Below are 23,516 nucleotides of genomic sequence, written 5' to 3' on the forward strand. Positions count from 1 at the left end.
GTCGGTTCTCACTGACATCGCGCGGTGACCGCTCAACTTGATCTTTGCGAGCCGTCGATGTGGACGGCCCGTTGATCATCGGGAGCGGCTCCGGGATTTACACCACTTCACGGGACGTGACTGCATGGCTCGGGTGAGGTCGTCGGCGTGCCGCTCAATCCAAGCGCGACGCCGGGTGATGGCTTCTCCTGAACCGGCTGACCACATGCGCGCCCAGCCGCCGCCGAGGTGCTCGGCGGCGCCGCGCATCCGCCACCACGCACGCACTGCCTCCTCGGCGCCCACCTCGACCAATGTCTCTCGCTCCGATGTGGACAGGCCGTAGGCATCGACGAAGACGCGCAGCCGCGACGCCTGGTCGACCTCGCCCCAGGTGGGCCACACGTCGCGCGGGTCCCGCAGGGGCACCCAGTACTTGGCGGTCACCCACACCTCCAGGAGCCGGGAGGTAGGACCGGCGAGGTCGAAGTCGACCAGTGCCACGGCTCGACCGTCGCGCACCACGACGTTCTGCGGAGTGATGTCGTTGTGAGAGATGAGCTCCGGGGCCGGTGGCTCGGGCACCAGTGAGATGTCGACGTCGGTTGGCAGCGGCCACTGCATCCAGGCCGACCCCTGCGGCGCCTGGAACCCTCGGGCGGCGGCGTACCCGGCAGAGGCCTCGTGAAGTTCTCGAAGCAGCTCCGCGACGCTGATCAGCAGCCCCTTATCGGTGACCCAGGGTTCCGGTGGGTCGGCGGCGACGTCGCCGTCCAGATAGGTCAGTACGTCACGCCCGGCGCCGTCACGCCCGAGGTAGCGGGGGCTGCCCTGGAACCCCGCTGCTGCGAGGTGGTCCAGGTAGTCGGCGACGGCGGCGCTCTGGGGCTGCACGGGGCGTCGCACGGTATCGCCAACCCGGACGACGCCTTCGGTGACGTCGCCTTGCGGTAGCTCGACCTTCGGCCCGTCCGGGCCGGTGTAGCGGAGAACGGTCAATGCGCTTCACCAGCGGTGAGTCGGGCCCCCTCGGCCGCGCTGATGACCTCCACCTGTCGTCGCGCCGTCGCGGTCTCGGCGCCCACATCGCGATCGTAGGGCCGGAGGCGGCGCGCGCTGGGCTCCGTAAGTGCCCGCCTCGTCGGCAGATCGCTAGCTGTACCGACCGGGGACGTTGACCGTGAGGACGGCGGCTGGTTGCCGCAGGCGGTGTGGGGACGATGCTGGTTGTACTGGTGGAGCCAGGCTGGGAGGGGCGTCGCGGCGTTCTTGCTCGCTGGTGTCGCAGCGGGCGTAGGCCCACCCGTCGGCCATGGTCCGGTGGAAGCGATCGACCTTGCCGTTGACCTGGGGTCGATACGGGCGTGTCCGTTTCGGGGTGATCGACAGCGCTTCGCAGGCGTCGTGGGAGACGTTCTACGTGGTGCCCTGCGCTGCGTGGAAGGACAGCGCGGGCGCGAGCCAGGTGTCGAGCCCAGACCCTTCGAGCGCGGATGGATCGACACTGATCCATCCGTCGCCCATGGGGCGGTCCGCCCCCATGAGCGCGGGGTGGGCGCCGGGGCGGGCGAGCAGTTCTGCCGCTGTGCTGGGGTCGATGCGCAGCAGGAGTGCTCCTTCGCGGCGCGCGGCGGCGACCATGCGGCCCTCCACCATGAACGACATGCCCCCGAACATCGACACCTCGCGAGGGCTGCGGTCCCGCAGTGCGTGGCGAACGCGTTCGAGGAGGTCCTGCTGCGCCGTCATCGACCGCCTTTCTCGAGGTATTCGGGTCCGTTGTAGTGCAGGTTCACGGACGTGATGAGGTCGCCGTCGAGGGTGAAGAACTCTGCGAAGGTCACGGGGCCGCCGGGCATGATTGCCGTGTACAGCACGGCCGAACCGGTGGGGCCGTGCACGTCGCGGGTGATCTCGATCTGCTCGACCGTCGCGATGAAGCCGGCAACGCCTCGAAGGAAACCTTCAGTGGCATCGGGGCGGTGGCCGGCGAGGGAGCCGGTGAAGTCGAGATGGTCGCTCAGCAGGGGGCGAAAGGCGGCCCCGTCCTGGTAGTGGTCCGAGCCGGATTCGAGGATCCGGTAGTAGTCCTTGAGGACCTGCGGTGCAGCAGGAGACAGGGCGGCGGGCATGGCTCTCCTTGATGCGAGGATGATGCTTGAAACTTTCAAGTAGGCACTTGAGAAAGTCAAGGGGCGTGGTGAGGTGAAGTCCTACGGACAGCTGTGCTCGATCGCCCGTGCTCTGGACGTGGTCGGCGACCGCTGGACTCTCCTGATCGTGCGCGAGCTCTTGATCCAGGGACCGTCGCGGTTTGGGGAAGTGCAGCGCGGCCTGCCCGGCATCGCGACAAACCTGCTCACCGTGCGCTTGCGCGACCTCGAGGCGAACGGACTCGTCACCCGCGAACCGTCCCCATCGGCACCGGGGGTCCCGATGTACCGGCTTACCGACCGCGGCATGGCCCTGGACGGAGTGTTGCGTGAGCTCTTGAAGTGGGGTGCGCCCACGGTTCCAGACGCCCCGCGCGACGCGATCTTCCAGATGCACTGGCTCAGTCAGCCAGCCCGCTTCCTGCTCCAGGACCGCCGACCAACCGAGCCGGCGGTCCTCATCCGCTTCGGCACCCTCGACGACGGCTTCGACCTCACCGCGGCGGAGGGCTCGGTGGCGGTCCAGCCCTGCAAGCGGGACGTGAGTCCCCTCGCCACCGTCACAGGTCCAGGACCTGTCCTCGTCGCGCTCCTGCAGGGGGCCCTGCCCCTTGCTGTTGCCCTCGCAAACGGCGTTCGCGTCGACGGCGACACCAGCACCCTTGACCGCGTCCTGCCGCCAGCCCACTCATCAATCAACGTCCCCGGGCAGTACAGCTAGTCGTTGGGACGCTCTGGCAGGCGGGCCATCACCGCGACCATCGGCCTGCAGCGCGGGCAATGAACGCTCCCGTACTCAGTCATGCCGCACCGAGAGCGGGTCCCTGCACGCCGGACGCCGCGCCACGCCTGGCAGCGCGTGCAGTCCGCCAGAGAGCGAGCGCGGTCCATACCGCTCTAACCACCAGTGCGCCGCACACCGTGAGCACCAGCGCCGTCAGGTCGGGAGCGACGAACCCGGCAGCGAAGCGCAGGCTCATCGGCTCCCCGACGGTGAGCACCCCCAGCCCCCAGAAGACGCTCGCGTACAGGGCTCCTGCAGTGGCGAGGTAACCCGCCATCGGCAGGGTGCCAGCGCGAAGGGGGCCAGCCTTCGCCGCCTGCTCGAAGAGCCGACGGCGCCACCGCGGCCTCACCAGCCACCACGCCAGGATGAAAACCACCGCGGCACAGGTGACGTCCACGATCACGTAGGTAGTGGTGAAGGCGCCGCTGATGGGTGGCAAGGCACCGCCAGCCAACGCCGCCAGACCCCTTGCGAAGGGGGCCCGGGCATCCGTGAGCGCCCCGTTGCGGGCGGTGAGCACCACGAGCGCTGAGCTGCTGGCCGGCAGTAGTGCCATCTCCGCGTGGTAGCCGATCACGTCGCCGTCGTGCGCCAGCAGGGGCTGCTCATCGACGCTACCGACACCCCACCCCATCGCGTAGGAGTCCGTCCCAGCGGCGGCGGTATCCGGCTCGGTGGGTACGGCTGCAGCGTGCATGAGCTGCATCGACGCCGTGGACAGCACGCGCTCGCCTCGCCAGGTGCCGTCGCCAAGCTGGAAGGTCAGGTAGGTCGCCATGTCGGTGGCAGCGGAGACCAGGAAGCCGTCCGGCGATCCCCCGGGATAGTCAGGGGTCGCCCGAGGGAAGCTGAGGCCGAACCAGACGGTGTGCGCTGACGGAAGCCCGTCCCGGCCTGCCGAGGCTAGTGAGGTGCGGCTGCTCGTCATGCCGAGCGAGTCGAAGATGCGTTCCTGCACGTAGTCGCCGAAGCCCTGGCCGGAGACGACTTCGACGAGGCGTCCCAGGACGGCGTAGTTCGCGTTGCTGTAGTGGAAGGCCTCCCCGGGCGGTGAAGCCAGGGGTGTTCGCGCAGCGGCTTCGCCCCGTTCCGGCAGAGACATGCTCGGGTGGTCGATCAGTGTCAGCCCGGCGGAGGTGGGAAGGCCGCTGGTCTGGGTCAGGAGCTGACGCGTGGTGATGCGCGCATGTTCGTCGTCTTGCTGGCCCTCCCCGGCCGCTGAGCCAGCGAATTCGGGCAGGTAGCTGCCCACGGGGGCATCCAGGTCGACCAGCCCCGCATCGTGCAGCTGCAGGACGGCGATTGCGGTGAAGGACTTGCTCATCGACCCGAGCACAAAGGGCGTGCTGGCGCTGATGCCGTCCCCGACGGTGCCGATGCTCACCGCGCCCCGCTCGACGACGGCGACAGCAGCAGCCGGTACGTGAGAGGCGAGCAACTGCTCCTTCACCGCCTGCACCACCTCTGCCGCGGGTACTTCCTGTCGGGCGCCTGCGCTCGCCGCGTGAGCCGCCGGCGCGGCGCCAAGGAGGAGCGAGGCGATGAGGGGGCACATGATCGCGACGACGACGGCGCAGATCCTCAGGGTGCTCGGCGAAGCGCCTCGGTCCTCCTCGTCCGTCACAAGCACATGATCGCGAACAACCTCAAGCTCGAGCGCAACATCTGCGGTGTCCGGCGCAGGGTGACGCCTTGGGCGCCTGTGACGGATGGAACCTCGAGCGGGAGCCGCGCTGCCGCGGGAACCTGCCCGGGCAGCGGGCGCGGCGCCCGATGGGCCACCGCGCCCGACCGAGCGTTAGCGGCGGGAAGCGTTCCCGCCCACGAGCTGCACGATCACTCCGTTGAGAGGACGGGGGCAGCCGGCGGAGCAGGGAAAGAGGTGAACTAGATCATGGAGCTATCAGCTCGCGCAGGACGCCCGCCGTCGCGTGCGGATCGGTGATCATTGGCCAGTGCCCCGTGGGAAGGGTCCTCACGGTCCACCCTGGTGTGTCTGCGGAGACCTCCGCTGGGGAGGGTGTGGTGTGAAGGCAGCGCACGTAGGCCAGGCGAGTACGGCGGGGGTCGAGTGGCCTGGTGATGGCGGGGTGCGTGTAGGTCCTGAGGGGCTGGGGTGAGAGCCGAGGCTGCATCCACGTCCAGTCGCTGTTGCTGAGCCCGTGGCGGGGGTGGACTTGGTCGAGCTGCTCCCGGGTGAAGAACGGGATGGCTCCGTCTTCCGCGAGCCCGAGCATGAAGGCCTCGACGCCTGGCCCCGCGGCATCGAACCATGATCGCCGGGGCGAGGGCAGGACGGCGTCGAGGAACACGGTCGCTCTCACCGCAGTGGGGTTGCGCTCGAGCAGTCCAGCGGCGACGTAGCCGGCGAAGGAATGCGCCACCAGTACGGCGTCGGGTGCTGCGTGCTCTCCGATGGACCGGGCCGCGTCGTCGATCCAGTCGTCGAGCGAAAGCGCGGAAGCCGGCGTCGGATCATCGCCAGTGCCGCGCAGTTGTGGTGTCACGGTCTGGATGCCGTGCTCGTTGAGGACCGGTGTGAGGCGCCCCCACGCCCATGGCCCGAGGCCGCTGCCACCGAGGAGCACGATCGTGGGGGTCTGTGTCACGGGTGGGCTCCTGTATGGCTTTCGAGGTCGGACAGAGGGCGCAGGCGAACGTCGAGAGCGCAACGGACCGGGCACGACGCAACACTCGGATGAGTTGTACGCCGTCCAGCTTAACTGGACGGCGTACAGTTGACGACATGGATGCCCCCCGCGGCCCTGGCCAGCGCGCCGGGCTTACTCGATCAGCAATCCTGTCGGCCGCGCGTGAGCTGGTCATGGAGGGCGGGGTCGACGCGGTGACGATGCGGGCCGTGGGGCGACGCCTGGGCGTTGCGCCCAATGCGCTGTACAGCCACGTGGCCGACCGGGCGGAGTTGATCGACGCCTTGCTCGACGACGTGCTCGCGGCTGTCCCGGCTCCCTCAGTGGCGGCCGGCGATCCCGTCCGTTCCCTGCACGAACTGCTGAGTGCCACCTATGAGGTGCTCGCCGCACATCCGGGGCTGGTGCCGGTCTACCTATCGCGACAGGGCGCCCGGGGCCCGAACGCCGCCCTCCTCGGACGGGTCATGGATGACCTGCTGAAGGAGGCCGGCGTCGAGGCCGTGGATGTGGCTGTGGCCCGTCGAGTCCTCATCGTTCACGCGATGGGGTCAGCGGCCTTCGCCGCGGGTGCGCTCGCGGAGCCGGGTGCAGATCACCCGCTGTCGGTCGCAGAGTCCCAGGAGGTCTTTGTAAGGGGGCTGAACTGGTTGCTTGCGGGCATCGTTCGCGACGACATAGATACCGGGGGCACGTCGCCTGACTGGGGCGGCACCTCCGTGAGCTGAGGTATCGCGTCAGGAGTGTCTGCGCAGCGGGGCAAGGGCGTCAGACCAGGCGATCACCTGGTCGAGCAGTGCCTCGAGGCTGCGTGTGTGGTGGGGCGCGGGGGTGAAATTCTGGCCTGTGAAGTCGGTGAACAGCGACAGCGAGACCTGCGCTCGGACGTCGGCGACGTGAACCTCGGCCATGACCAGGCGCAGGTGCTCAACGGCGCGGACGCCGCCGTGGGTGCCGTAGCTGATGAACCCGGCCGCCTTGTCGTGCCACTCGGTGTAGAGGTAGTCGATGGCGTTCTTCAGTACGCCGGTGGTGCCGTGGTTGTACTCGGGGGTGACGAACACGTAGCCGTCGAAGGAGGCGATCGTCTCGGCCCAGCGGCGGGTGTGCTCGTGGCGGTAGTCGGCGCTCATGGCCGCGGCGACGGGCTCGTCCAGATGTGGCAGGTCGTGCTCAGCAAGGTCGACGAGTGCGAAGTCCGCGTCGGCGCGGTTGGCGGCTGACTGCAGGGCCCAGTGGGCGATCACGTCACTGCGGCGACCGGGGCGGGTGCTTCCGGTGATGATGGCGATGCGGGTCATGGCGCTCCTCAGGGATCGTCCGGTTCGGCTGTCGTGCAGGTCGGTGGTCAAGTGGTGGCGGGCGTGGCCATGGCGCGACGCTGCTCGTGGATGAGCCAGCCGCTGCCGAGCAGGGCGGCGAGGGTGGCGGCGGTGAGCCAGGCGAAGGTCGCGTGAAAGGCGTCGGTCGCGGCGGAGCCGGAGGCCTCGGCGGGCAGTCGGGTGGATAGGACGCTGATGAAGACGGCGCTGCCGATCGCGCCCCCGACACGGGACAGAACGTTCACCTGAGCGGTCGCGTCGGGCAGTTGGTGGGACTGCACCGTGGCCAGGGCGGTGGAGACGACGGGCGTGCCACAGAGGGCCAACCCGACACCGCGCAGCACCTGGAGAGACTCGACGGCGACCAGGTCAGCGTCGGCGTTCAGGACGGCGAAGGGTGCTGTGGCGGCGGCAGTGATCAGCAGCCCCGTTGTGGCGACACAGCCCCCGCCGTAGCGGTCGGTCAGGCGTCCGGCGAGGGGGAACGTCGCAGCGGCACCCACGCTGAAGGCGATCAGCAGCAGCCCGGTCTCGAGGATGTCGCGACCCAGCAGGACCTGGAAGTACAGCGGCATGACCATCAGTCCACCGAAGAGGGCAGCCCCGTTGAAGAACACTTCTACGGAGGCGGCCCGGTAGACCCGGTCGCGGTACAAACGCAGATCCAGCAGGGGTGAGCTGGAGCGCCAAGAGCGGCGCGCGTAGACGCTCAGGGCAGCTGCCGCGACGGTCGATGGGACGATCACGTGCGCGTCGGTGAAGCTCGCCTGCTCGGCCAGGCCGCTGGCGGCGTACGGTCAGCGCGGGAAGGCCGATCATCACCAGCGCCACGGCGACCATGTCGAGGGGGCCGCTGGTCCGACGGTCCCCACGGGGAACCAGGCGCACTCCGAGGAGCGGTCCGAGAGCGCCGATTGGCAGGTTGACCAGGAACAACCAGTGCCATGACAGCTGGCTGATAATCGCCGCGCCCAGGACTGGGCCCACGGCGGGAGCGAGGATGGCGGGGACGCTGGACGTCGCCATGACCCGCCCCATTCGGGCAGAGCCAGCGACCTCGGCGAGGACGGTCATCCCGCTGGGGACGAGCAGGCCTCCGGCCATCCCCTGTAGGACGCGGAGGACGATCAGGACGGCGATGTCAGGGGCCAGGGCGCACAAGCCGGACGCCACGCTGAAGGCGGCCAGTGAGGACAGCCATAGCCTGCCGGCACCCATGCGTCGCGTCATCCAGCCGCATATCGGCAGCGTCGCCGCCATGGCGAGCAGGTACGCGCTGTGGACCCACTGGGCGGCGGCGAGCGAGGTGTCTAGGTCTGCGCCGATGGCGGCGAGGCCGAGACTCACGATGGAGGTGTCGAGGCCGGCCAGCACGCCGCCAACCGCGAGGATCACCGCCAGGCGCCACATCCATCCCGGTACGGCTTCACTCGCAGTAAGGCCAGCGTTCGAGGTCAGTGCGCGCACGGGTTCCCCCAGACTTGGCGTTGGACTTCCAATGCTAGCAGTCCAGCGTTGGATTTCCAATGCTGGCTTATGCTTGCTCTGTGAGCAGCGACATGACGCCGCCTGACCGCCCTCCGGCTCCCACCTGTTTGCGCTCAGTGCCCTCATGGCTGCTGAACCAGGTCTCCAGTCGGGCCAACAAAGTGGTCGCCGACGCGTTAGGGCAGTCGGGCTCTCGAAGGCAGTACGCCGTGCTCGCGGGTCTGGAGGAGTTCGGTCCGATCAGTCAGGCCGAGCTCAGCCGACGCCTGGGTCTGGACCGTAGTGATCTCGTCGCCGAGCTGAACAGCTTGGAGCGCGACGGGTTGGCGCGACGAGAGCCAGACAAGAGCGACCCTCGCCGGAACGCACTGCACATCACCGCCGCCGGGGCTGTCGCACTGCAGGACCTGCACGATCGTGTTCGGGCGGGTCAGGAGGCCCTGCTCGCCCCACTCTCGGTGGGCGAGCGAGCCGAGTTCGTCAGCCTGCTGCAGAGACTGCTTGCTCACCACGCCAGCTAGCGCGGCTCGGGCCGGTGGCCTGCCGAGGAGCCCAGCCAGCACCATCCCCGTTCGTGACCAATGCGCGGGAACGTGCCGCTGCGGGTTGCTGAACGGGATCAGAAGTGAGGCACGCTCAGTCCGCCGTCCGCTCGTCGTTCAGCACGCTGCTGACGCGGTGGATCAGCCGGTCGTACATGCGGGCCGAGAGGGCCGGCGGGATGCGTGGGGCGAAGGCTCGGACCACGGGGCCGGGAGCCGCGTTCGTGGTCTCGGAGGCTGTCAGGCGACGCACCCGGGCTACGCGCCGCGTGCGTCCCCTTTCGAATCCGCGAAGCGCCGAGGACAGCGCATCAGGCGACATGACAGGTGACGCGGCGCCTTCGGCGAGGTCGGTAAGAGTGCGGTTCAGCAGCCAGGCGTCCTCCAGTGCCTGGTTGGCGCCCTGGGCCTGGGTCGGGGGGAAGGCGTGGGCGGCGTCCCCGAGCAACGTCACCGGCCCGACACCCCAAGTCCGCGGTAGGTCGTGCAACACGTGGGGGAAGCGTTGCGCCGACTCGGAGGCTGTCAGCGCGAGTGCCGCCTGGACGGGCGCGGCGTAGTCAGTGAAGCGGGCGGCCAGCTCACCGCTCGGCTCGTCATCAGGACGGGTGGCGTGGTTGGTCTCAGCGACGTCGAACCACCACTGCAGGCGCCGGCCCCCTGCTGGCATCAGGCCCACGAACCCGGCTGGCCCCACGAAGTAGGCACCGCGGCGTCCGGTGACGATGCGCTCCAGCTCCGGGTCGGCCTGCTCGGGCAGGGTCGACAGGCCCTGGTAGGTCACCCAGCCCGTCCGGTGAGCGGGCACGTCGGACAACACGTGGGCGCGGACGGCAGAGGCGTAGCCGTCGGCGCCGACGAGCACGTCGCCGCGGTGCTCGACGCCATGCACGTCGACGACGCTGACCCCGCCTCGGCCATCGCCGGCACTATTCGGGCCGCCTGTGAGGACGTGGACGTCGCGTACGGCGGCGTCGAAGGTGATGACGCTCTCGGGTAAGGTTGCTGCGAGGTGCTCCAGCAGGTCGCGTCGGGCCACGCAGGTGCTGATGTGCCCGGTGCGGCGGTGCAGCCGTGTCAGGTCCAGGTCCCACAGCCGGGCGCCGTCATGGGTGTGGAAGCTCAGCCGGTCCACTGGACCTCCGAGGTGTTCCATCGGGACCCCGAGGCCGGCGGCGGCTGCGGTGCCGTTGGAGAACAGCGTTACGCCGGATCCGCTGGTGCGCAGTATCGGTGCGCGTTCCAGGACGCGGACGTGGTGGCCGCTGCGGGTCAGGCCAGCGGCGAGGGCCAGGCCTCCGATGCCTGCGCCGGCGATGAGGACGTCCATGGCCACCTTCCCGTGCGGGCTATTCACTACGATCGTTGTACCACTGTCGCTCTACAGTGGCCAGGTGCCTCCGGTGAACGCTGCTCGCCGCGCCGTGCTAGCCGATGCGGCCATCGCGCTGCTGGTGGAAGCGGGAGTGCACGGGGTGACGCACCGGGCGGTGGACAAGGCCACGGGCCTGCCGGCGGGGACGGCGTCGAACTACTTCCCCTCCCGGGAGGCGTTGTTGGTGGCCGTGGTGGACCGGGTGGTCGACCTGCATCTGGCGCAGATGAGTCCGTCCGCATCTTCCGCCGCAGGCTCAGACGAGGCGGACCACCTCGTTCGCCAGCCTGGCAAGGTGCTCGATGGGCCGGCCGCGCAGCGGTTGATGACGGAGCTGTTGGCGGCCTCGCTGCTGCAGGCGGCGACCGACCATCGGCAGCGCTACCTGGCGATCTTCGAGCTGCAGCTGGAGGCGCTGCGTCGACCTGCGGTGCGCGAGGCCCTGGGGCGACTACAGGTCAGGTCGACGGCGGCGACGTCAGCCCACTACGAGGCGCTCGGCTTGCCGGTGCCGCCGGACCGGATCCCCACCGTTCTGCAGATGTACGGCGGGGTCCTGTTCACCCTCGTAAGTGGGCCAGTGGGGGCCATGACCGTTGAATCGGTGACACCACTGGCGGCGGGCATCGCCCGGGCGGCCCTGACGGACGGTGGCGTGCTCCACGGTTGATCTCCGGGGCGAGGCACTTGGTGGCGTGGTCCCTGTGTCGCACGCAGGAGTTCCTCGCGCGGGGGAATGCCGCTGCGGATCGCAGCCCTCCGTGCAGCCATGGCGATCGGTTGCTCGCGTTCAGGTCGACGACGTCACCTGCGCGAGCTCGCACGCTGCCTGGACGAGGTCAGCAACCGCACGAGACCGGGAATGCCGGGGCCACGCGATGACTGTGGTGACCAGTTCGGCATCCACCACACTCACCGCCACGTGCTGCGCACGCAGTGATGACCGGATCGATGAGGGCATCAGCGCGCAGACGCGTCCCAGTGCGATCAGCTGAAGCAGCTGCGTGTGGTCCCGTACTGCAGGACCGGGGCCGTCATCGAAACCGCCGCCAGGCCGTGGCCAGCGCGGCTGGGGAAGGCCGGGCAGGGACTCGACGTCTGCCATGGAGACGTTCCCTCGGGCGGCGAGGGGGTGCCCCGCAGGCAGGACGAGGACCTGCTTCTCGGTAACCAGCCCGCGGAAATGCAGATCACCGACGTCGTCGTAGGGCTGCTGCAACAGAGCGACGTCAGCTCGCCCATCTCGAACGAGCTGCCCCTGTTCGCCAGCCCCGCACAGCACCACGTCGACTTCGACGGCGAACGGCTGTGCACCGTAGGCCCGCACGAGCGTGGACATCAGATCACTGGATGCTCCCGCCTTCGCTGCCAGGACCACAGCACCGCGCCCCTCGCCTCCGGCGCGTCGGGTCCGTCGGCCAGCCGCTTCGACGGCGTCCAGGGCCGCTCGTGCTTCGGTGAGGAGAACCTCCCCTGCGGTGGTCAACGAAACAGACCGGGCGCCTCGGTGCAGCAACTCCACTCCGAGGCGCCGCTCCAGCTGCTGGATCGCCCGCGACAGCGGTGGCTGGGACATCGAGAGGCGCTGCGCGGCTCGCCCGAAGTGCAGCTCTTCGGCCACGGCGACGAAGTACCGCAGCTCCCTGGTCTCCACGCTGCCACGCTAGCCCGCTGATCTGCGCCGATGCCGCAGGAGTATCGACGAGCACTCGAACGGTCTTGGACGCCTGGAGACCGCCTGACGACGCTTGGCGATGACCACGCCAGATCATCAGGAGGCCAACAAGCCATGTCGAACGAGCAGGTCCGTTGGCTGATGAAGGTCATCCAGCCCGAGCGCACCCTGGCAGCTCTGCCCGGAGGGCACGCCCTGGACCACGCGGCACGCGCCGGCTTGTTGGGTCTTCCTCCGCAGCTGTACGTACTCGAACTCGGGAGCATGCAGGACGAAGTCGACCACGTGGTGGAGCAGCTCCTGGCTGACGATGCGGTCACGTCGATGCTCGACCGGCTGCCCCTGCAGCCAGGGACTGCGGTCACGGCGTTCGGCGACAGCCTGACCTCGGATCCACAGTCCTGGGCGGTGATCTTGCATGAGCTGCTGCGTAGGCGACGCGGTGATGACGACGTCCGCGTGACCATCGACGCTGTCGCAGGGGAGACGACCACTCACGGCCTCGTCAGGGTCGCCAACGCACTCAGGTCACAGCCGGACTGGATCCTCTTCCTCCTCGGCACCAACGACGCCCGCACGCAGGGACCTCAGCCGACCAAGACCCTCGTCCACCACGAGGAGACCGCCCGCAACATCACCGAACTGCGCCATCGGGTCGCCATGGAGACGCAGGCGCGAGCCATCTGGATCACCCCGCCTGCCGTCGACGAGGCGAAAGTGGCCACTCATGCGGGCCTGGCCAGGTTCGGAGTGCGGTTCGACAACGGTGACCTGGAGCGGGTGGCTGAGATCATCCGTGGAGGAGAGGTCGTCGTTGATGCCTTCTCCGCCTTGGGAGCGCCACCGGCAGCTGGGCACCTGCTGCACGACGGACTGCACCTGACGGTGGCTGGCCAAGCACGACTGGCGCTCGAAGTGCTCCGCGTGTGGAGTGCATGGGTATGACGCCACCGTTGACGTTCCTCCTCGGCGACCTGCCCGTGCACCGCGTCGGGTACGGCGCGATGCAGCTGCCGGGCCCCGGCGTGATGGGGCCGCCGCGTGACCGCGGCACCGCTATCGCCGTTCTACGGCGAGCTGTCGAGCTGGGTGTCAACCACATCGACACCGCGCAGTTCTATGGTCCCGACGTCGCCAACGAGCTCATCCGCGCCGCCCTGCACCCCTACCCGGACGACCTCGTGCTGGTCTCCAAGGTCGGCGCAATCCGCGACGCTCGCGGCGGGTGGCTGCCTGCGCAGCGTCCCGACCAGCTGCGCTCGGCCGTCGAGGACAACCTGCGCTCCCTCGGCGTGGAGCAGCTCGGCGCGGTGAATCTTCGTCTTCACGATGGCGACGACGACGGCGGCGACCCCGAGCACCAGTCGGTGGCGCTGGAGGACCAGCTGGCCGAGATGGTTGCGCTGCGCGACGAGGGAAAGATCGCTGGCATCGGCATCTCCACCGCCACGCTCGACCAGGTCCAGCAGGCCATCGATCAGGCGGGGATCGTCTGCGTGCAGAACGCCTTCAGCCTGGTAGACACCTCCGACGCCGACGTCCTGGACCTCTGCGGCGAGCGGGGCATCGCGTACGTGCCCTACTTCCCCCTCGGGTCGGCCTTCCCCGGCACGCCCAAGGTTGTCGACGACCCGGCGGTTCAGGCGGTGGCCGCGCGCAGGGGCGCCACGCCCGCACAGGTCGGCCTCGCCTGGCTGCTGGCCCACCGGCCGAACGTGCTGCTCATCCCGGGGACGTCGAGCTTGGCCCACCTCGAGGAGAACCTGGCCGTGGCCGACCTCCAGCTCTCCCCGGAGGACATCGAGAATCTGGTCGTCGGTGGCCACCCATCGCCCGCTGTCGCCGAGCCGACCCAGGACGCGACCTAGGCTCGGGCGGTGACGTCGTGGGAGGCCGTGGTGTCAGCCGTCGGCCGCGCGCTCGCTGGCGATCGCGCTGGTGGACGGTCCGACCTGCTCGCTTGCTGGCAGAGGACCGGCGATGCGGACCATGCCCAGCGCTGCGTGCTGGCGCACTACCTCGCCGACCTCGAAGAGCGACTCGAGGACGAGGTGGCATGGGACGAGCGTGCGCTCGATGCCTACCGAAGAGTCGGTCGAAAGGATCTGGCCGCGATCGGGATCGCCGATGCGGCGGGATTGGCCCCCAGCCTCCACCTCAATCTCGGCGACGGGTACCTGAGGCAGGGAAGGGTCGCCCCCGCCCGCGCTCAGCTCGATTCGGCTCTCTCTGCCCAGCACGCGCTTGGTGATGACGGCTATGCCGACATGATTCGCAGGGGGGTGGAGGCGCTCAGAGGCAAGCTTGACGATCTCCAGGAGCGCCTCCCGGCCCAGCAGGTCCCTGCAGGTCCACCTTCGCCTCGAGCCTGACACCGGCCGCGCACCTCAGCCAGCGAGCGCGCACCGGTCGCTGAAGTCTGTGAACTCGCTGGCGCACGGCTCCCGCTCCCGAGCGAGCAAGAAAGCCACCCGAGAGAGTGCTGCTGTTTGAGTCTTCAGCGCGGCCACGCAGCTTGTCCGACGCAGATTGTTGTCACGATGGGTGCGCTGGACCTGCTCAGCCAGACCATTGGTGCAACGCCGGCGCAACCCAAGATCATTCTCGCTACATGTTGATCATGTGTCCGGCGAGGCCGTGAATGGCTTCCTTCACCGCCTCGCCAAGGGTCGGGTGGGCGTGGACGTTCCGCGCCAGCTCGGTGACCGTCAGGTCCCACTGCTGGGCCAGGGTGAGCTCCGGCAGTAGCTCGGTGACGTCCGGGCCGATCAGATGGGCACCGAGCAGTTCCCCGTACTCACCGTCGCTGATGATCTTGACGAAGCCGGTGACATCGCCCAGGCCGTGCGCCTTGCCGTTGGCCATGAAGGGGAACTTCGCGACCCGGACGTCGCCGCCGCGCGCCCGGGCCTGAGCTTCGGTGTAGCCGAAGCTGGCCACCTGAGGCTGGCAGTAGGTGGCGCGGGGGATCATCGCGTAGTCCAACGTCATGGTCTCGGCCCCGGCGATTGTCTCGGCAGCCACGACGCCCATGGCTTCGGCCGTGTGGGCCAGCATCAGCTTGGCGGTCACGTCACCGATGGCGAAGACGTTGCCGACGTTCGTCCGGCACCGCTCGTCCACCCCGATGGCTCCGCCCGGAGTCAGCTGCACCCCTGCCGCGTCCAGGCCGTAGCCCGCGACGTTGGGTCGGAAACCGATCGCCTGCATCACCTTGTCGGCTTCCAGCACCGAGGTCTGCCCCTGGCGGGAGACGGTGACGCGGACCATCTCGCCGTCGTCGTCGATGGCTTCGACCTTCGTGCTGGTCAGCACGTCGATGCCGAGGCGCCGGTACTGCTTCTCCAGCTCGGCGGAGACTTCCTCGTCCTCCAGGGGCAGCACGCGGTCCAAGAACTCGACGATGGTCACCTTCACGCCGTAGTTGTGCAGTACGTAGGCGAACTCCACGCCGATGGCGCCTGCGCCCACGATGACGATGCTCTGGGGCAGCGTGCTGGTGAGGATCTGCTCTTCGTAGGTCACGACTCGCTCGGACAGCGTCGTGCCGGGAAGCAGGCGGGGTGTGGCGCCGGCCGCGATGATGCAGTGTCCGAACGTGATGGTGCGGTCGCCCACTTTCAGCGTTGTGGCGTCGGTGAAGGTGCCGCGCCCGTGGATCTCGGTGATGCCGTTCTTCTTCATCAGGTAGTGGACGCCCTTGACCCTGCCATCGGCGACCTTGCGGCTGCGCTCGTAGGCGACCCCATAGTCGAAGGACACCTCACCGGTGGAGATGATCCCGAAGGTCTTGGCCTCGTGGGTGAAGATGTGGGCCAGTTCGGCGTTGCGCAGCAGTGCCTTGGTGGGGATGCACCCGACGTTGAGGCACACCCCGCCCCAGTACTTCTCCTCGACGATCGCCGTCTTCAGGCCGAGCTGGGCGCTGCGGATGGCCGCAACGTAGCCGCCGGGACCAGCTCCGAGGACGACGACGTCAAAGCGTTCCTCCATGATCGGACCGTACTGCTCACGTGACGCGGCCAGGCGCTGTGGAGCACAACTGCGTCGGGTCTGGAGCAGCCCAAAGGCTTACGGAAGCAGTCTCATCGGCACAAGGCCGGCTTCCTCGTGCGGCACCTCCGGCTGCTCCGGATCGCCCACGGGCTACTTGACACCCGCGCCCGCAGCCGCGTCAGCTCCTCAGAGGGGCTCTCAGTCGGCACCGCAGCCACAGGTGAGCTCCGTCCGGGCCGCGGGTGGACCGGCACGCCGGCCTCTCGCAGCCACCCGGGCAGGGTGGAGTCCAAGACTCCCAGGTCGGCGGCGATGCCGACGACCACCGCGTGGGGGTTGGTGCGATACAGCTGCACAGCGTCCCTGCGGAGCTCCTCGGAGTAGATCTTGCGCGCCACGTGCTGATCGTGTCGCTTCCTCCAGGCCTTGCCTGGGTTCAGCGTGTCCACGAGAGGGGGTCAGGTCCCTGGATCTGCCTCAGGACCACCAGCTCCACCGCATCGCCGCAGGAGTCACCATGCTGCGCGAGCATCATCCCTCAAGGACGCCCGAGCGCTCTCTCCAACTTGGAGATGTGTCGCTTCATGCGCTCGATCTCCTCCGCCTGACGGCGGATGTGCGCATGCAGCTCCCCAAGGTCGTTGCTGCGCTCAGGGTCAGTCCTGCCCCGCAGCCGGCCTTCGGCTGAACTGGCTCGGAACAGCAGTGCCATGAGCAACGCGTCGTTGATGCCGCCTGGGCTGTATGGGGCCTGCCGTGCCCAGCGGGCCTCGGTGATGACCGCACCCGAAGGCGGCGCCCAGGAGGCGTGCACCAGCTGCTGTCGGATCTCGATCAGCCCCGAGCCCTTGGGCACCTCAGAGACCTCCACCAGTCCCTCGGGAACTGCATAAGCGTGCTGGTGCGCGATTGCCCGCCACGGCGCCTGCTTGTCGGGCTTGGCGACATCACTGCGGAAGTCCGCGCGCGTCACCTTGATCTCTACAGCCAGCAGTCGCATCAGGCCGAAGTCGAACCCCGCCGCCGCCGGCTTGGTCCGCACGTCGTTCCAAGCACCTCGACCGACGGCTCCGAGCAGCCCCTGCGCCGTCGCCACGTCGGCTGCAGTGCGCCGGCCCGGCTCACGAAGAGCCAGCACGTCGATGCGACGCGGCCTCTGCTCGTTGAACGTCGGCGCCGCGGGGACGATCGCGGGGTCGAGCTCGGCGCCGACCATGAACTTTTTGCCCCGCCTGGACGGGGTAGTCGGCGGAGGAGGCGTTATGGTCACCTCTTCCAGAAGTGACCAACCGTCATGGGGCATTGCCTGCCAAAGGGCTTGGTGGATGCGCTCGGCGGTCCAGGCGCCATCACGTTCAGCACGCGCTCCGCGAAGCGCCCGGGGAAGCGGTGCCGGGATGGGGACCGACTCGAAGACCAGGTCGTCACTCCACCTCGATGGAAGGGGCGCGGTGTCCTCCGCGGTGTGGTCTGCTGGTTGCTCGCTCATTTGCAGGGGCCCAGTGCAACAAGGCAATTCCAGGATGCGGATCGGTCTCCAAGAAGCTCACGTCGCTGCTCGACGTCGCATGAGGCATGACACAAGCGTCCGATTGCGACCATCAAGCCTGCCTCCTCCACCAGTCTCGCCAGACGTTGCGGGGGGCAGCCGAGAAGTCGAGGGTCAGCTCGCCTTCTGCCAGGCCGTCCCGGTTGGTCGCGGTCACGATCCAGGTGGCTCGACGTGTTCGAGCGGCTCCGTCCGGCACCAGGAGGACAACGGACGAGAGTTCCTGGCCGCCCTTGGGACGCAGGTCGAACGGGGGGTATCGAAGCGTCACCGACCCGTCATGCTCGATCTGCACCTGCCTGGCCAGTGATCCCAACGGAAAGTCGGCACCTGAAATTGACGCCAGAAAGTCGGTGCTCGCCCAGGTCGAGCGAGGACCCCACTTTCGAGGAGCTGTCGGCATGTCGTCCTTGGGGTCCCAGCCGTCCTCAATGTCTTCGACGGGCACGGCGCGTACGTCTCCCTCGATGTGCAGGACCAATTCTACCCCGGCGAGGTTCTTTCGCTCCGGGTTGGTCACATTCACGATCAGCGGTGCCAACACGCGCGCTGCCATCTGCTCACGGATTGTTGGCAACGCCTTCGCGAGGGTGGTCCCGTAGGCGCTGACCTCAGCACGGTACTGCTCCTGTGAACGATCCTCAGGCTTTAGCCCGAACGTCGATCCTGACTGCCGTAGCTGCTCGGCTAGGCCAGCGAAGGCGCCAACTGACAGCACGGCGCCAGCCGGCGGAGCGGGCGTGGGCGGCTTGGGTTCAGGGATCGCGTCGAGGAGCCCTTGCTGCTGAGCCTCCACGAATCGCCGGAAGTCCTCAACGCAATCTGTCAGGGGGGCCAGCGGGATGCGGTCGTCGATCTCCACGCGGATCGGCAGGCTGTCGGCCGGATCCTCAGAAAGGTGACCACCTGAAGCTGGCGCATCTCCTCTCACCCATCCGGGCCGCGGGAAGTCGTCCTTGGCAGCAGCGATCGAGAATGCCACCTGCTCTCTTAGCTGGGCCTCCGTTGACCAAAACAGACACGTCTGGTCGCCGTCGAGAACCTCCTGCCTGAAATCTGCGAGTTTCTTCTTGAACCTGGTTTGAAGTTCCACTTTGTGGCCGGGAAGGTCATCGATGTCCTTGATGAGGAAGGGCAATACGGGAATGCCTCTTTCCAGTGCGTACCGGTACTCACTGTGGGTGTAGCCGAGGTCGGTCCCCTTGCGAAGGCTGCCGTAGCGACCCGCAAGTATCAGAACCATGTAGTCGGCCAGGTCGAGACTTCGGGTGATGGTCTGCCACGGAGCACGGCTGCCGGAGGCGAAGAGCTCCATGCCGGCCGGAAGGCACTTGCTGCGCAATAGCACATCTGTGACCGCCAGACGTTCAGCGCGCAAATCGGTGAACGTCGAGCTGACGAAGACGGAGTGAACGCGGTCAACCATGATGTGATCGATCCTCGCTGTTGCTGGTGTGTCATCAGATCGCCGCCCCCGGTCCCGAGGCGGCGGCGCCATCGGTTCTCACCTGGTGAAGTCGATCCAGTCCGAGCGGTAGTCGCGCAGCGTGTTCTCTAACCGGGCGGCGCGGGCGGAGGCCGCTTCGCGCTCAGGCAGCCCGGCAGCTCGCGCAGCGCGTCGAGGGAGGCGAGTTGCAGCTGGCCTTCCGCCGCCGCGTCACCGAGGACGTGTCCGTCGTCTTTGACGTCGCGTCGGACGCGGTCGCGCATAGCAGAGTCGCACTCGGGGACCGCCATGGGCTTCGGGCCAAGCGCACCCTTGATCCCGCCGTCGAGGGCACGCCGCCGGCGGAGTCGACGTAGGCGCCTGTGTCGACATCATGAGAGGCGTGGAGGGCCACACCGCGACGGTAGGCCGCCCCTCCGGCTGGGCGGGCGGAGTTGCCGTCATGGTGCGGGATTCCCTCCTCATGCCGGCCAAGAACTGCGTCCTTCGGTTGCTTCCCGTGCAGCATCTTGAGGTCATCGAGACATGGCCCTCGGTCCTGTCGAAACCCAAGGCCGGCGTGATGGGGCTGCGGGCTGGGCTCGCGGGGCGGAGCAAGGTATACGGAGTGGTGACCCACCCCGGTTGCCTGCGGCTGCCCGACCGGCGCGGTCGGGCAGGCGGGGGCCTTCGCGAAGGGGTCTCGCCTTCGGGGTCCGCGCCCGTTCCTCCGCAGCCGCCTGCACAGCGCGTCGATGTTCGTCGGCGGTTCGAGCGCTGCACGGCGGGCATTGATTTCTAGGGTGGGACTGGGCAGACTGCGTGTGCAATTTCGTGTGCAGTTGAATCGCCATTGGGCTCCACTGGTCGACACCAGAGGGAATGCGCCCGACGGAGAACATGCAGGTCACGGCACAGATCGACATCAGTCCGAACGAGACGACACACCGCCTGACCGCGGTTCAAGTCCCCCCTCGGACACACATTGACAAGGCCTCCACGAGTTCCCAGAGCCGTGGGGGCCTTGCTGTTCCTGGCGCAATACCCCTGCTCATGCGCACCCGGCCACCGCGGAGGTGGCCGAACGCCCATGATCACCCGTAGGGGCGGAGTAGGGTTCTCGGCTCGTGGCTGGCTCCGGTGTCGACGTCTCCCCCGCCCCTCGCGATCCCGTCCTCGAAGCGGAGGGCGCCTTCCTCGAACACGTCGGTGAGTGCCTGGCGCACATGCGCGGCACCGCTGAGGCCCTCGTCGACGTCGGCGGTGACGCCTACGCCTCCGAGCGCCTCGGCGCCCTGCGCGCCGAGCGGCTGCGCTCCCTCGCGGAGCTGCCCGACGTCCCGGCGTTCTTCGGGCGTATCGACCAGCCCGAGCGGGCGCTGCACATCGGGCGCCGCCACGTCATCGACGAGGCAGGCGACCCGCAGGTCATCGACTGGCGCGCCCCGGTCAGCCGCACGTACTACCAGGCCAGCGCCCAGGACCCGCAGGGCTTGCTGCTCCGCCGCCGCTTCGGCTTCTCCCGTGGGGAGCTGACCAGCTACGAGGACGAGGACCTCACCCGCACCGCCCCCTCCCCCATCGAGCAGGACGACGACGGCGACGGCACGCCCGCGCTCGGATCCCTCGTCGTCGCCGAGATCGAGCGTCCTCGCAGCGGTCCGATGCGCGACATCGTCGCCACCATCCAGCCGGACCAGGACGACATCGTCCGAGCTCCGCTGGAGGAGTCCGTGTGCATCCAGGGCGCTCCGGGCACCGGCAAGACCGCCGTCGGGCTGCACCGCGCGGCGTTCCTCCTCTACAGCCACGCCGAGCGTCTGCGCCGCGGTGGCGTGCTCGTGGTCGGCCCGAACCGGGCGTTCCTCAGCTACATCGACCAGGTGCTCCCCGCGCTCGGCGAGGTCGACGTCACGCAGTGCACCGTCGCCGACCTCGGCCCTGACGTCACGGTCCGCGCGACCGACACCCCGGCGGCCGAGGCCGTGAAGACCGACCCGCGCATGGCCGAGGTGCTCGCCCGGGCGCTCATGAGCGGCGTCCGCGAGCCGAACGATGCCGACGACGTCGTCCTCGACCTCGCAGGTCGGCGCTACCGCGTCCGGGCGCACCGCGTCGCGGCCACGGTCCGCACCCTCGCGGAGAAGGTCGTCGCCCCCGCCGCGCAGCGCGAGATCTACTACGCCGCGGCGCGCACCCGCCTGGCCCGGGCAATCGCGGAAGACGCCCGCCGCCAGGGCGAGGCCGCCGGCTTTACCCCCACCGACGGCGAGACCGCCCGCGCCGCCCGCAGCAAGGACGTCCGTGCCGTCCTCGACGTCGTCTGGCCCGCGCGCCGCGCCGTCGACGTCCTCGCCGACCTCTACAGCGACCCGACATCGCTGGCCCGCGCCGCCGAAGGCCTCCTCGACACCGACGAGCAGGCGGCCCTGACCTGGACCGCGCGACCGCGCTCCCTGGCGCGCGCTCCGTGGACGGCGGCCGACGTCGTCCTGCTCGATGAGATCGAGGGGCTGCTGGAGCGGCCGGAGGCCTACGAGCACATCGTCGTCGACGAGGCCCAGGACCTCACGGCCATGCAGTGCCGAGCCATCGGACGCCGGCTCGCCACCGGGTCGCTGACGGTGCTCGGCGACCTCGCGCAGGCCACCCACCCGTGCTCGCTGGGGCAGTGGTCGACGGTGATGACCCACCTCGGACGCCCGGAGGCCACCGTGCGGCCGCTGACGATGGGGTATCGCGTGCCCGGCGAGGTGATCGACTTCGCCGCCCAGCTGCTGCCCTCGATCGCCCCCGGCCTGCCGGCTCCCCGTGCCGCGCGGCGCGCTCCCGGAGCGCTGCGGCTGCGCCCGGCCGGTGACCTGCTCGCCGCCGTCGTCGAGCTGGCCGACCGGGAAGGGTCGACGGCGGTCATCTGCGCCGACGACGCCGTCGCGTCCACCACCGCGACCCTGGCCGCCGCCGGCGTGGGCTCCACGCTGCTGGGCAGCGACGAGGGCGCCGTTGCGAAGGCCGGCGACGTCGTCGTGGTGCCCGCAGGGCTGGCCAAGGGTCTCGAGCACGACCACGTCGTCGTCCTCGATCCCGCCGACATCCTCGCCGCGGAGCCGCGCGGGCTGCAGCGGCTGTACGTCGTGCTCACGCGCGCCGTCACGAGCCTCACCGTGGTCGGCGCTGAAGGCCTCCCCGCACCGCTTTCGCCGGGCGCGCCGGCGTCGTAACGTCAGTCCCCCGACCTGGCGAAGGCGCCGGGTCGACTGGGAGGGAGGTCCTCCGTGTCCACTCTCGAACAGCACGAGTCCGCCACCCGGCCGGAACCGCCGCCGCCCGGCAGGCACCACGTGGTAGTCGGCTGGGACGGCTCCGAGGGCGCCGTCCGCGCCCTCCACTGGGCCTGCGAGGAGGCGGAGCGCCTCGGCGCACCGCTGCGCGTGGTGGTCTGCATCGCCTGGCACCCCGTAGCCAGCGCCGAGACCGCCGGCGCGATCCTCACGCCACCTGACCTGCGACGCCTCGGGGAGCAGCTGGCCGCGCAAGCCGTGACGCGGGTCCGCGGCGAGCACCCCGGCGTGCAGGTCAGCAGCGTCGTCCACGACTGGGCCGCCGCCGTCCCCGCACTGCTCGACGAGAGCGGCGCGGCCCGGCTGATGGTGCTCGGTTCGCGAGGCCACGGCGCCTTCGCCGATCTGCTGCTCGGCTCCACGAGCGCCCAGGTCGCGGTGCACGCCCGCTGCCCGGTAGTGGTGGTCAGGCCCCCGGAGCGCGGGGCGGACGGTCCATCGGGGACGACGACGACGGCGGGGCGCCGCGTCGTCGTCGGAGCTGACACGTCACCGGCCGCCCGATGCGCCCTGCGGTTTGCCCTCCAGGCGGCAGCCACGCGCGGCGCCGAGGTCACCGCCGTGCGCGCCTGGCAGCCGCCGTCGCTGTGGGGCTCCGGGCAGATCGGCCCGGCGCTCGAGCACGTGGAGGCGCTGGAGCAGGCGCAGGCGGAGCTGCTGGACGAGGTGGTCCGCGAGGCGCAGGCTGCCGCCGACGCCGAGGGGGTCGTGGTCCACCAGCGGGTGGTGCGCAACCACCCGGCGACCGCCCTCCTGCAGGCTGCGCAGGCTGCGGAGCTGCTGGTGGTGGGCTCGCGGGGGTCGGGTGGGTTCCGCGGGCTGCTGCTGGGCTCGGTCAGTCGTGCCGTCCTGCACCACGCCCACGGCCCCGTGGCCCTCGTCCACACCCCCCTCCACCAGTGATCATGGGCGTCCGCCACCCCACCGGCCGTGATCATGGGCACTTGGCCACCTCAGAAGTGGCCAACTGCCCATGATCGAGCCTGTTGCATAAAGCGGGGTGCGTCCCCGCCGCGGTAGTGGCGGGGGCGCGATCATGTGCCGGTGGCGCGCCAGTTCCGGTCCTTCGACGTGGATCAGCCGATGCTGCTGGCCCCCGACATCCGCGACTGGCTGGTCGAGGACGTCGTGTGGGTACTGCGCGACATCGTCGCGCAGTTGGACATCACCGCCCTGAACAAGCGCTACCGCCGCGGCGGGACCGGGCGGATGGCGTACGACCCGCGGATGCT

At 69.2% G+C, this 23,516-nt stretch carries 22 protein-coding genes and 3 pseudogenes; 10 read left to right on the top strand and 15 right to left on the bottom strand.

Features of this window, described 5'->3' with window-relative positions; genetic code table 11:
• Positions 1–75 precede the first annotated feature (75 nt).
• The 4 genes and pseudogenes from BXY45_RS21535 to BXY45_RS21550 all read right to left on the bottom strand — a co-directional run bounded on the left by BXY45_RS21535 (position 76) and on the right by BXY45_RS21550 (position 2,111).
• On the bottom strand, positions 76–873 hold the full coding sequence (locus BXY45_RS21535) for a phosphotransferase (RefSeq protein WP_211319832.1): 798 nt from the start codon (positions 871–873) through the stop codon (positions 76–78).
• Between the two features lie 284 nt (positions 874–1,157).
• Positions 1,158–1,383 (bottom strand): annotated as a pseudogene (locus BXY45_RS21540) (integrase core domain-containing protein); the annotation flags it as partial.
• A gap of 12 nt (positions 1,384–1,395) precedes the next feature.
• A complete protein-coding gene (locus BXY45_RS21545; RefSeq protein ID WP_109776595.1) occupies positions 1,396–1,728 on the bottom strand; it encodes a TfoX/Sxy family protein in 333 nt (110 codons plus the stop codon).
• Positions 1,725–2,111 (bottom strand): nuclear transport factor 2-like protein, encoded by a 387-nt coding sequence (locus tag BXY45_RS21550; protein WP_109776596.1) that lies wholly within the window; start codon positions 2,109–2,111, stop codon positions 1,725–1,727. The genes BXY45_RS21545 and BXY45_RS21550 overlap by 4 nt, the downstream gene beginning before the upstream one ends.
• Positions 2,112–2,229: 118 nt before the next feature.
• Here BXY45_RS21550 and BXY45_RS21555 point away from each other — a divergent pair, with 118 nt between their 5' ends.
• The gene (locus tag BXY45_RS21555; RefSeq protein ID WP_211319833.1) at positions 2,230–2,853 is read left to right on the top strand and encodes a winged helix-turn-helix transcriptional regulator; all 624 of its coding nucleotides are present in this window, start codon (positions 2,230–2,232) and stop codon (positions 2,851–2,853) included.
• Between the two features lie 79 nt (positions 2,854–2,932).
• Here the strand turns inward: BXY45_RS21555 and BXY45_RS21560 are convergent, their stop codons facing one another.
• Together BXY45_RS21560 and BXY45_RS21565 are read right to left on the bottom strand one after the other, a co-directional pair.
• Entirely contained in the window at positions 2,933–4,543 is a 1,611-nt protein-coding gene (locus BXY45_RS21560) for a serine hydrolase domain-containing protein (protein WP_109776598.1), read from the bottom strand.
• 268 nt (positions 4,544–4,811) lie between these two features.
• Positions 4,812–5,528: an alpha/beta fold hydrolase gene (locus BXY45_RS21565; protein WP_170131668.1), complete on the bottom strand. Its 717-nt coding sequence runs from the start codon at positions 5,526–5,528 to the stop codon at positions 4,812–4,814.
• A gap of 215 nt (positions 5,529–5,743) precedes the next feature.
• On the opposite strand from BXY45_RS21565, the gene BXY45_RS21570 reads away from it, so the two are divergent.
• Positions 5,744–6,298, top strand: coding sequence for a TetR/AcrR family transcriptional regulator (locus tag BXY45_RS21570; protein ID WP_170131669.1), 555 nt, complete (start codon positions 5,744–5,746; stop codon positions 6,296–6,298).
• Positions 6,299–6,307: 9 nt separating this feature from the next.
• Here BXY45_RS21570 and BXY45_RS21575 read toward each other — a convergent pair whose 3' ends face one another.
• The 3 genes and pseudogenes from BXY45_RS21575 to BXY45_RS24790 form a co-directional block, all read right to left on the bottom strand.
• Positions 6,308–6,871: an NADPH-dependent FMN reductase gene (locus tag BXY45_RS21575; RefSeq protein WP_109776600.1), complete on the bottom strand. Its 564-nt coding sequence runs from the start codon at positions 6,869–6,871 to the stop codon at positions 6,308–6,310.
• Between the two features lie 47 nt (positions 6,872–6,918).
• Positions 6,919–7,638 carry an MFS transporter gene (locus BXY45_RS23960; protein ID WP_211319834.1) on the bottom strand — a complete coding sequence of 240 codons (720 nt, stop codon included), beginning with the start codon at positions 7,636–7,638 and terminating at the stop codon, positions 6,919–6,921.
• A gap of 151 nt (positions 7,639–7,789) precedes the next feature.
• Positions 7,790–8,506, bottom strand: a pseudogene (locus BXY45_RS24790) (MFS transporter); the annotation flags it as partial.
• Between BXY45_RS24790 and BXY45_RS21585 the strand changes: the two are divergent.
• Entirely contained in the window at positions 8,440–8,901 is a 462-nt protein-coding gene (locus BXY45_RS21585) for a MarR family winged helix-turn-helix transcriptional regulator (protein ID WP_211319835.1), read from the top strand. The pseudogene BXY45_RS24790 and the gene BXY45_RS21585 overlap by 67 nt on opposite strands.
• A 115-nt stretch (positions 8,902–9,016) precedes the next feature.
• On the opposite strand, the gene BXY45_RS21590 is transcribed toward BXY45_RS21585, so the two are convergent.
• Positions 9,017–10,252: an FAD-dependent oxidoreductase gene (locus BXY45_RS21590; protein WP_146211320.1), complete on the bottom strand. Its 1,236-nt coding sequence runs from the start codon at positions 10,250–10,252 to the stop codon at positions 9,017–9,019.
• 64 nt (positions 10,253–10,316) lie between these two features.
• Between BXY45_RS21590 and BXY45_RS21595 the strand changes: the two genes are divergently transcribed.
• Positions 10,317–10,967 carry a TetR/AcrR family transcriptional regulator gene (locus tag BXY45_RS21595; RefSeq protein ID WP_109776614.1) on the top strand — a complete coding sequence of 217 codons (651 nt, stop codon included), beginning with the start codon at positions 10,317–10,319 and terminating at the stop codon, positions 10,965–10,967.
• Positions 10,968–11,087: 120 nt separating this feature from the next.
• On the opposite strand, the gene BXY45_RS24390 is transcribed toward BXY45_RS21595, so the two are convergent.
• A complete protein-coding gene (locus BXY45_RS24390) occupies positions 11,088–11,951 on the bottom strand; it encodes a LysR family transcriptional regulator (protein ID WP_109776602.1) in 864 nt (287 codons plus the stop codon).
• Positions 11,952–12,086: 135 nt separating this feature from the next.
• On the opposite strand from BXY45_RS24390, the gene BXY45_RS21605 reads away from it, so the two are divergent.
• Genes BXY45_RS21605 through BXY45_RS21615 form a run of 3 tightly spaced genes read left to right on the top strand, consistent with a single transcriptional unit; the run spans position 12,087 to position 14,344 of the window.
• Positions 12,087–12,917: an SGNH/GDSL hydrolase family protein gene (locus BXY45_RS21605; RefSeq protein WP_109776603.1), complete on the top strand. Its 831-nt coding sequence runs from the start codon at positions 12,087–12,089 to the stop codon at positions 12,915–12,917.
• Positions 12,914–13,840 (top strand): oxidoreductase, encoded by a 927-nt coding sequence (locus tag BXY45_RS21610; RefSeq protein WP_109776604.1) that lies wholly within the window; start codon positions 12,914–12,916, stop codon positions 13,838–13,840. Before BXY45_RS21605 ends, BXY45_RS21610 begins: the two co-directional genes overlap by 4 nt.
• A 9-nt stretch (positions 13,841–13,849) precedes the next feature.
• Positions 13,850–14,344, top strand: coding sequence for a hypothetical protein (locus tag BXY45_RS21615; RefSeq protein ID WP_109776605.1), 495 nt, complete (start codon positions 13,850–13,852; stop codon positions 14,342–14,344).
• 235 nt (positions 14,345–14,579) lie between these two features.
• Here BXY45_RS21615 and lpdA read toward each other — a convergent pair whose 3' ends face one another.
• The 4 genes from lpdA to BXY45_RS23620 all read right to left on the bottom strand — a co-directional run bounded on the left by lpdA (position 14,580) and on the right by BXY45_RS23620 (position 19,227).
• Entirely contained in the window at positions 14,580–15,965 is a 1,386-nt protein-coding gene (gene lpdA, locus BXY45_RS21620) for a dihydrolipoyl dehydrogenase (protein WP_109776606.1), read from the bottom strand.
• A 541-nt stretch (positions 15,966–16,506) separates the two neighbouring features.
• A complete protein-coding gene (locus BXY45_RS21630) occupies positions 16,507–17,457 on the bottom strand; it encodes a hypothetical protein (RefSeq protein WP_146211321.1) in 951 nt (316 codons plus the stop codon).
• Positions 17,458–17,569: 112 nt separating this feature from the next.
• Positions 17,570–18,943 (bottom strand): DUF4062 domain-containing protein, encoded by a 1,374-nt coding sequence (locus BXY45_RS21635; protein ID WP_170131670.1) that lies wholly within the window; start codon positions 18,941–18,943, stop codon positions 17,570–17,572.
• Positions 18,944–19,071: 128 nt separating this feature from the next.
• A complete protein-coding gene (locus tag BXY45_RS23620) occupies positions 19,072–19,227 on the bottom strand; it encodes a hypothetical protein (RefSeq protein WP_170131671.1) in 156 nt (51 codons plus the stop codon).
• An 843-nt stretch (positions 19,228–20,070) separates the two neighbouring features.
• Here BXY45_RS23620 and BXY45_RS21640 point away from each other — a divergent pair.
• The 3 genes and pseudogenes from BXY45_RS21640 to BXY45_RS21650 all read left to right on the top strand — a co-directional run.
• Positions 20,071–22,164, top strand: a complete 2,094-nt coding sequence (locus tag BXY45_RS21640) for a HelD family protein (protein ID WP_109776610.1) — start codon at positions 20,071–20,073, stop codon at positions 22,162–22,164.
• A 54-nt stretch (positions 22,165–22,218) separates the two neighbouring features.
• Positions 22,219–23,187 carry a universal stress protein gene (locus tag BXY45_RS21645; RefSeq protein WP_109776611.1) on the top strand — a complete coding sequence of 323 codons (969 nt, stop codon included), beginning with the start codon at positions 22,219–22,221 and terminating at the stop codon, positions 23,185–23,187.
• 141 nt (positions 23,188–23,328) lie between these two features.
• Positions 23,329–23,516, top strand: a pseudogene (locus tag BXY45_RS21650) (transposase); the annotation flags it as partial.

The organism is Quadrisphaera granulorum (genome assembly GCF_003149145.1).
Lineage (GTDB): Bacteria > Actinomycetota > Actinomycetes > Actinomycetales > Quadrisphaeraceae > Quadrisphaera > Quadrisphaera granulorum.

Bases quoted from the DNA above. Each gene is read 5' to 3' on its own strand.
- BXY45_RS21545 (WP_109776595.1), bottom strand. From the start codon at position 1,728: ATGACGGCGCAGCAGGACCTCCTCGAACGCGTTCGCCACGCACTGCGG.
- BXY45_RS21550 (WP_109776596.1), bottom strand. From the start codon at position 2,111: ATGCCCGCCGCCCTGTCTCCTGCTGCACCGCAGGTCCTCAAGGACTAC.
- BXY45_RS21570 (WP_170131669.1), top strand. From the start codon at position 5,744: ATGGAGGGCGGGGTCGACGCGGTGACGATGCGGGCCGTGGGGCGACGC.
- BXY45_RS21575 (WP_109776600.1), bottom strand. From the start codon at position 6,871: ATGACCCGCATCGCCATCATCACCGGAAGCACCCGCCCCGGTCGCCGC.
- BXY45_RS21590 (WP_146211320.1), bottom strand. From the start codon at position 10,252: ATGGACGTCCTCATCGCCGGCGCAGGCATCGGAGGCCTGGCCCTCGCC.
- BXY45_RS21605 (WP_109776603.1), top strand. From the start codon at position 12,087: ATGTCGAACGAGCAGGTCCGTTGGCTGATGAAGGTCATCCAGCCCGAG.
- BXY45_RS21610 (WP_109776604.1), top strand. From the start codon at position 12,914: ATGACGCCACCGTTGACGTTCCTCCTCGGCGACCTGCCCGTGCACCGC.
- lpdA (WP_109776606.1), bottom strand. From the start codon at position 15,965: ATGGAGGAACGCTTTGACGTCGTCGTCCTCGGAGCTGGTCCCGGCGGC.
- BXY45_RS21630 (WP_146211321.1), bottom strand. From the start codon at position 17,457: ATGAGCGAGCAACCAGCAGACCACACCGCGGAGGACACCGCGCCCCTT.
- BXY45_RS21635 (WP_170131670.1), bottom strand. From the start codon at position 18,943: ATGGTTGACCGCGTTCACTCCGTCTTCGTCAGCTCGACGTTCACCGAT.
- BXY45_RS23620 (WP_170131671.1), bottom strand. From the start codon at position 19,227: ATGCGCGACCGCGTCCGACGCGACGTCAAAGACGACGGACACGTCCTC.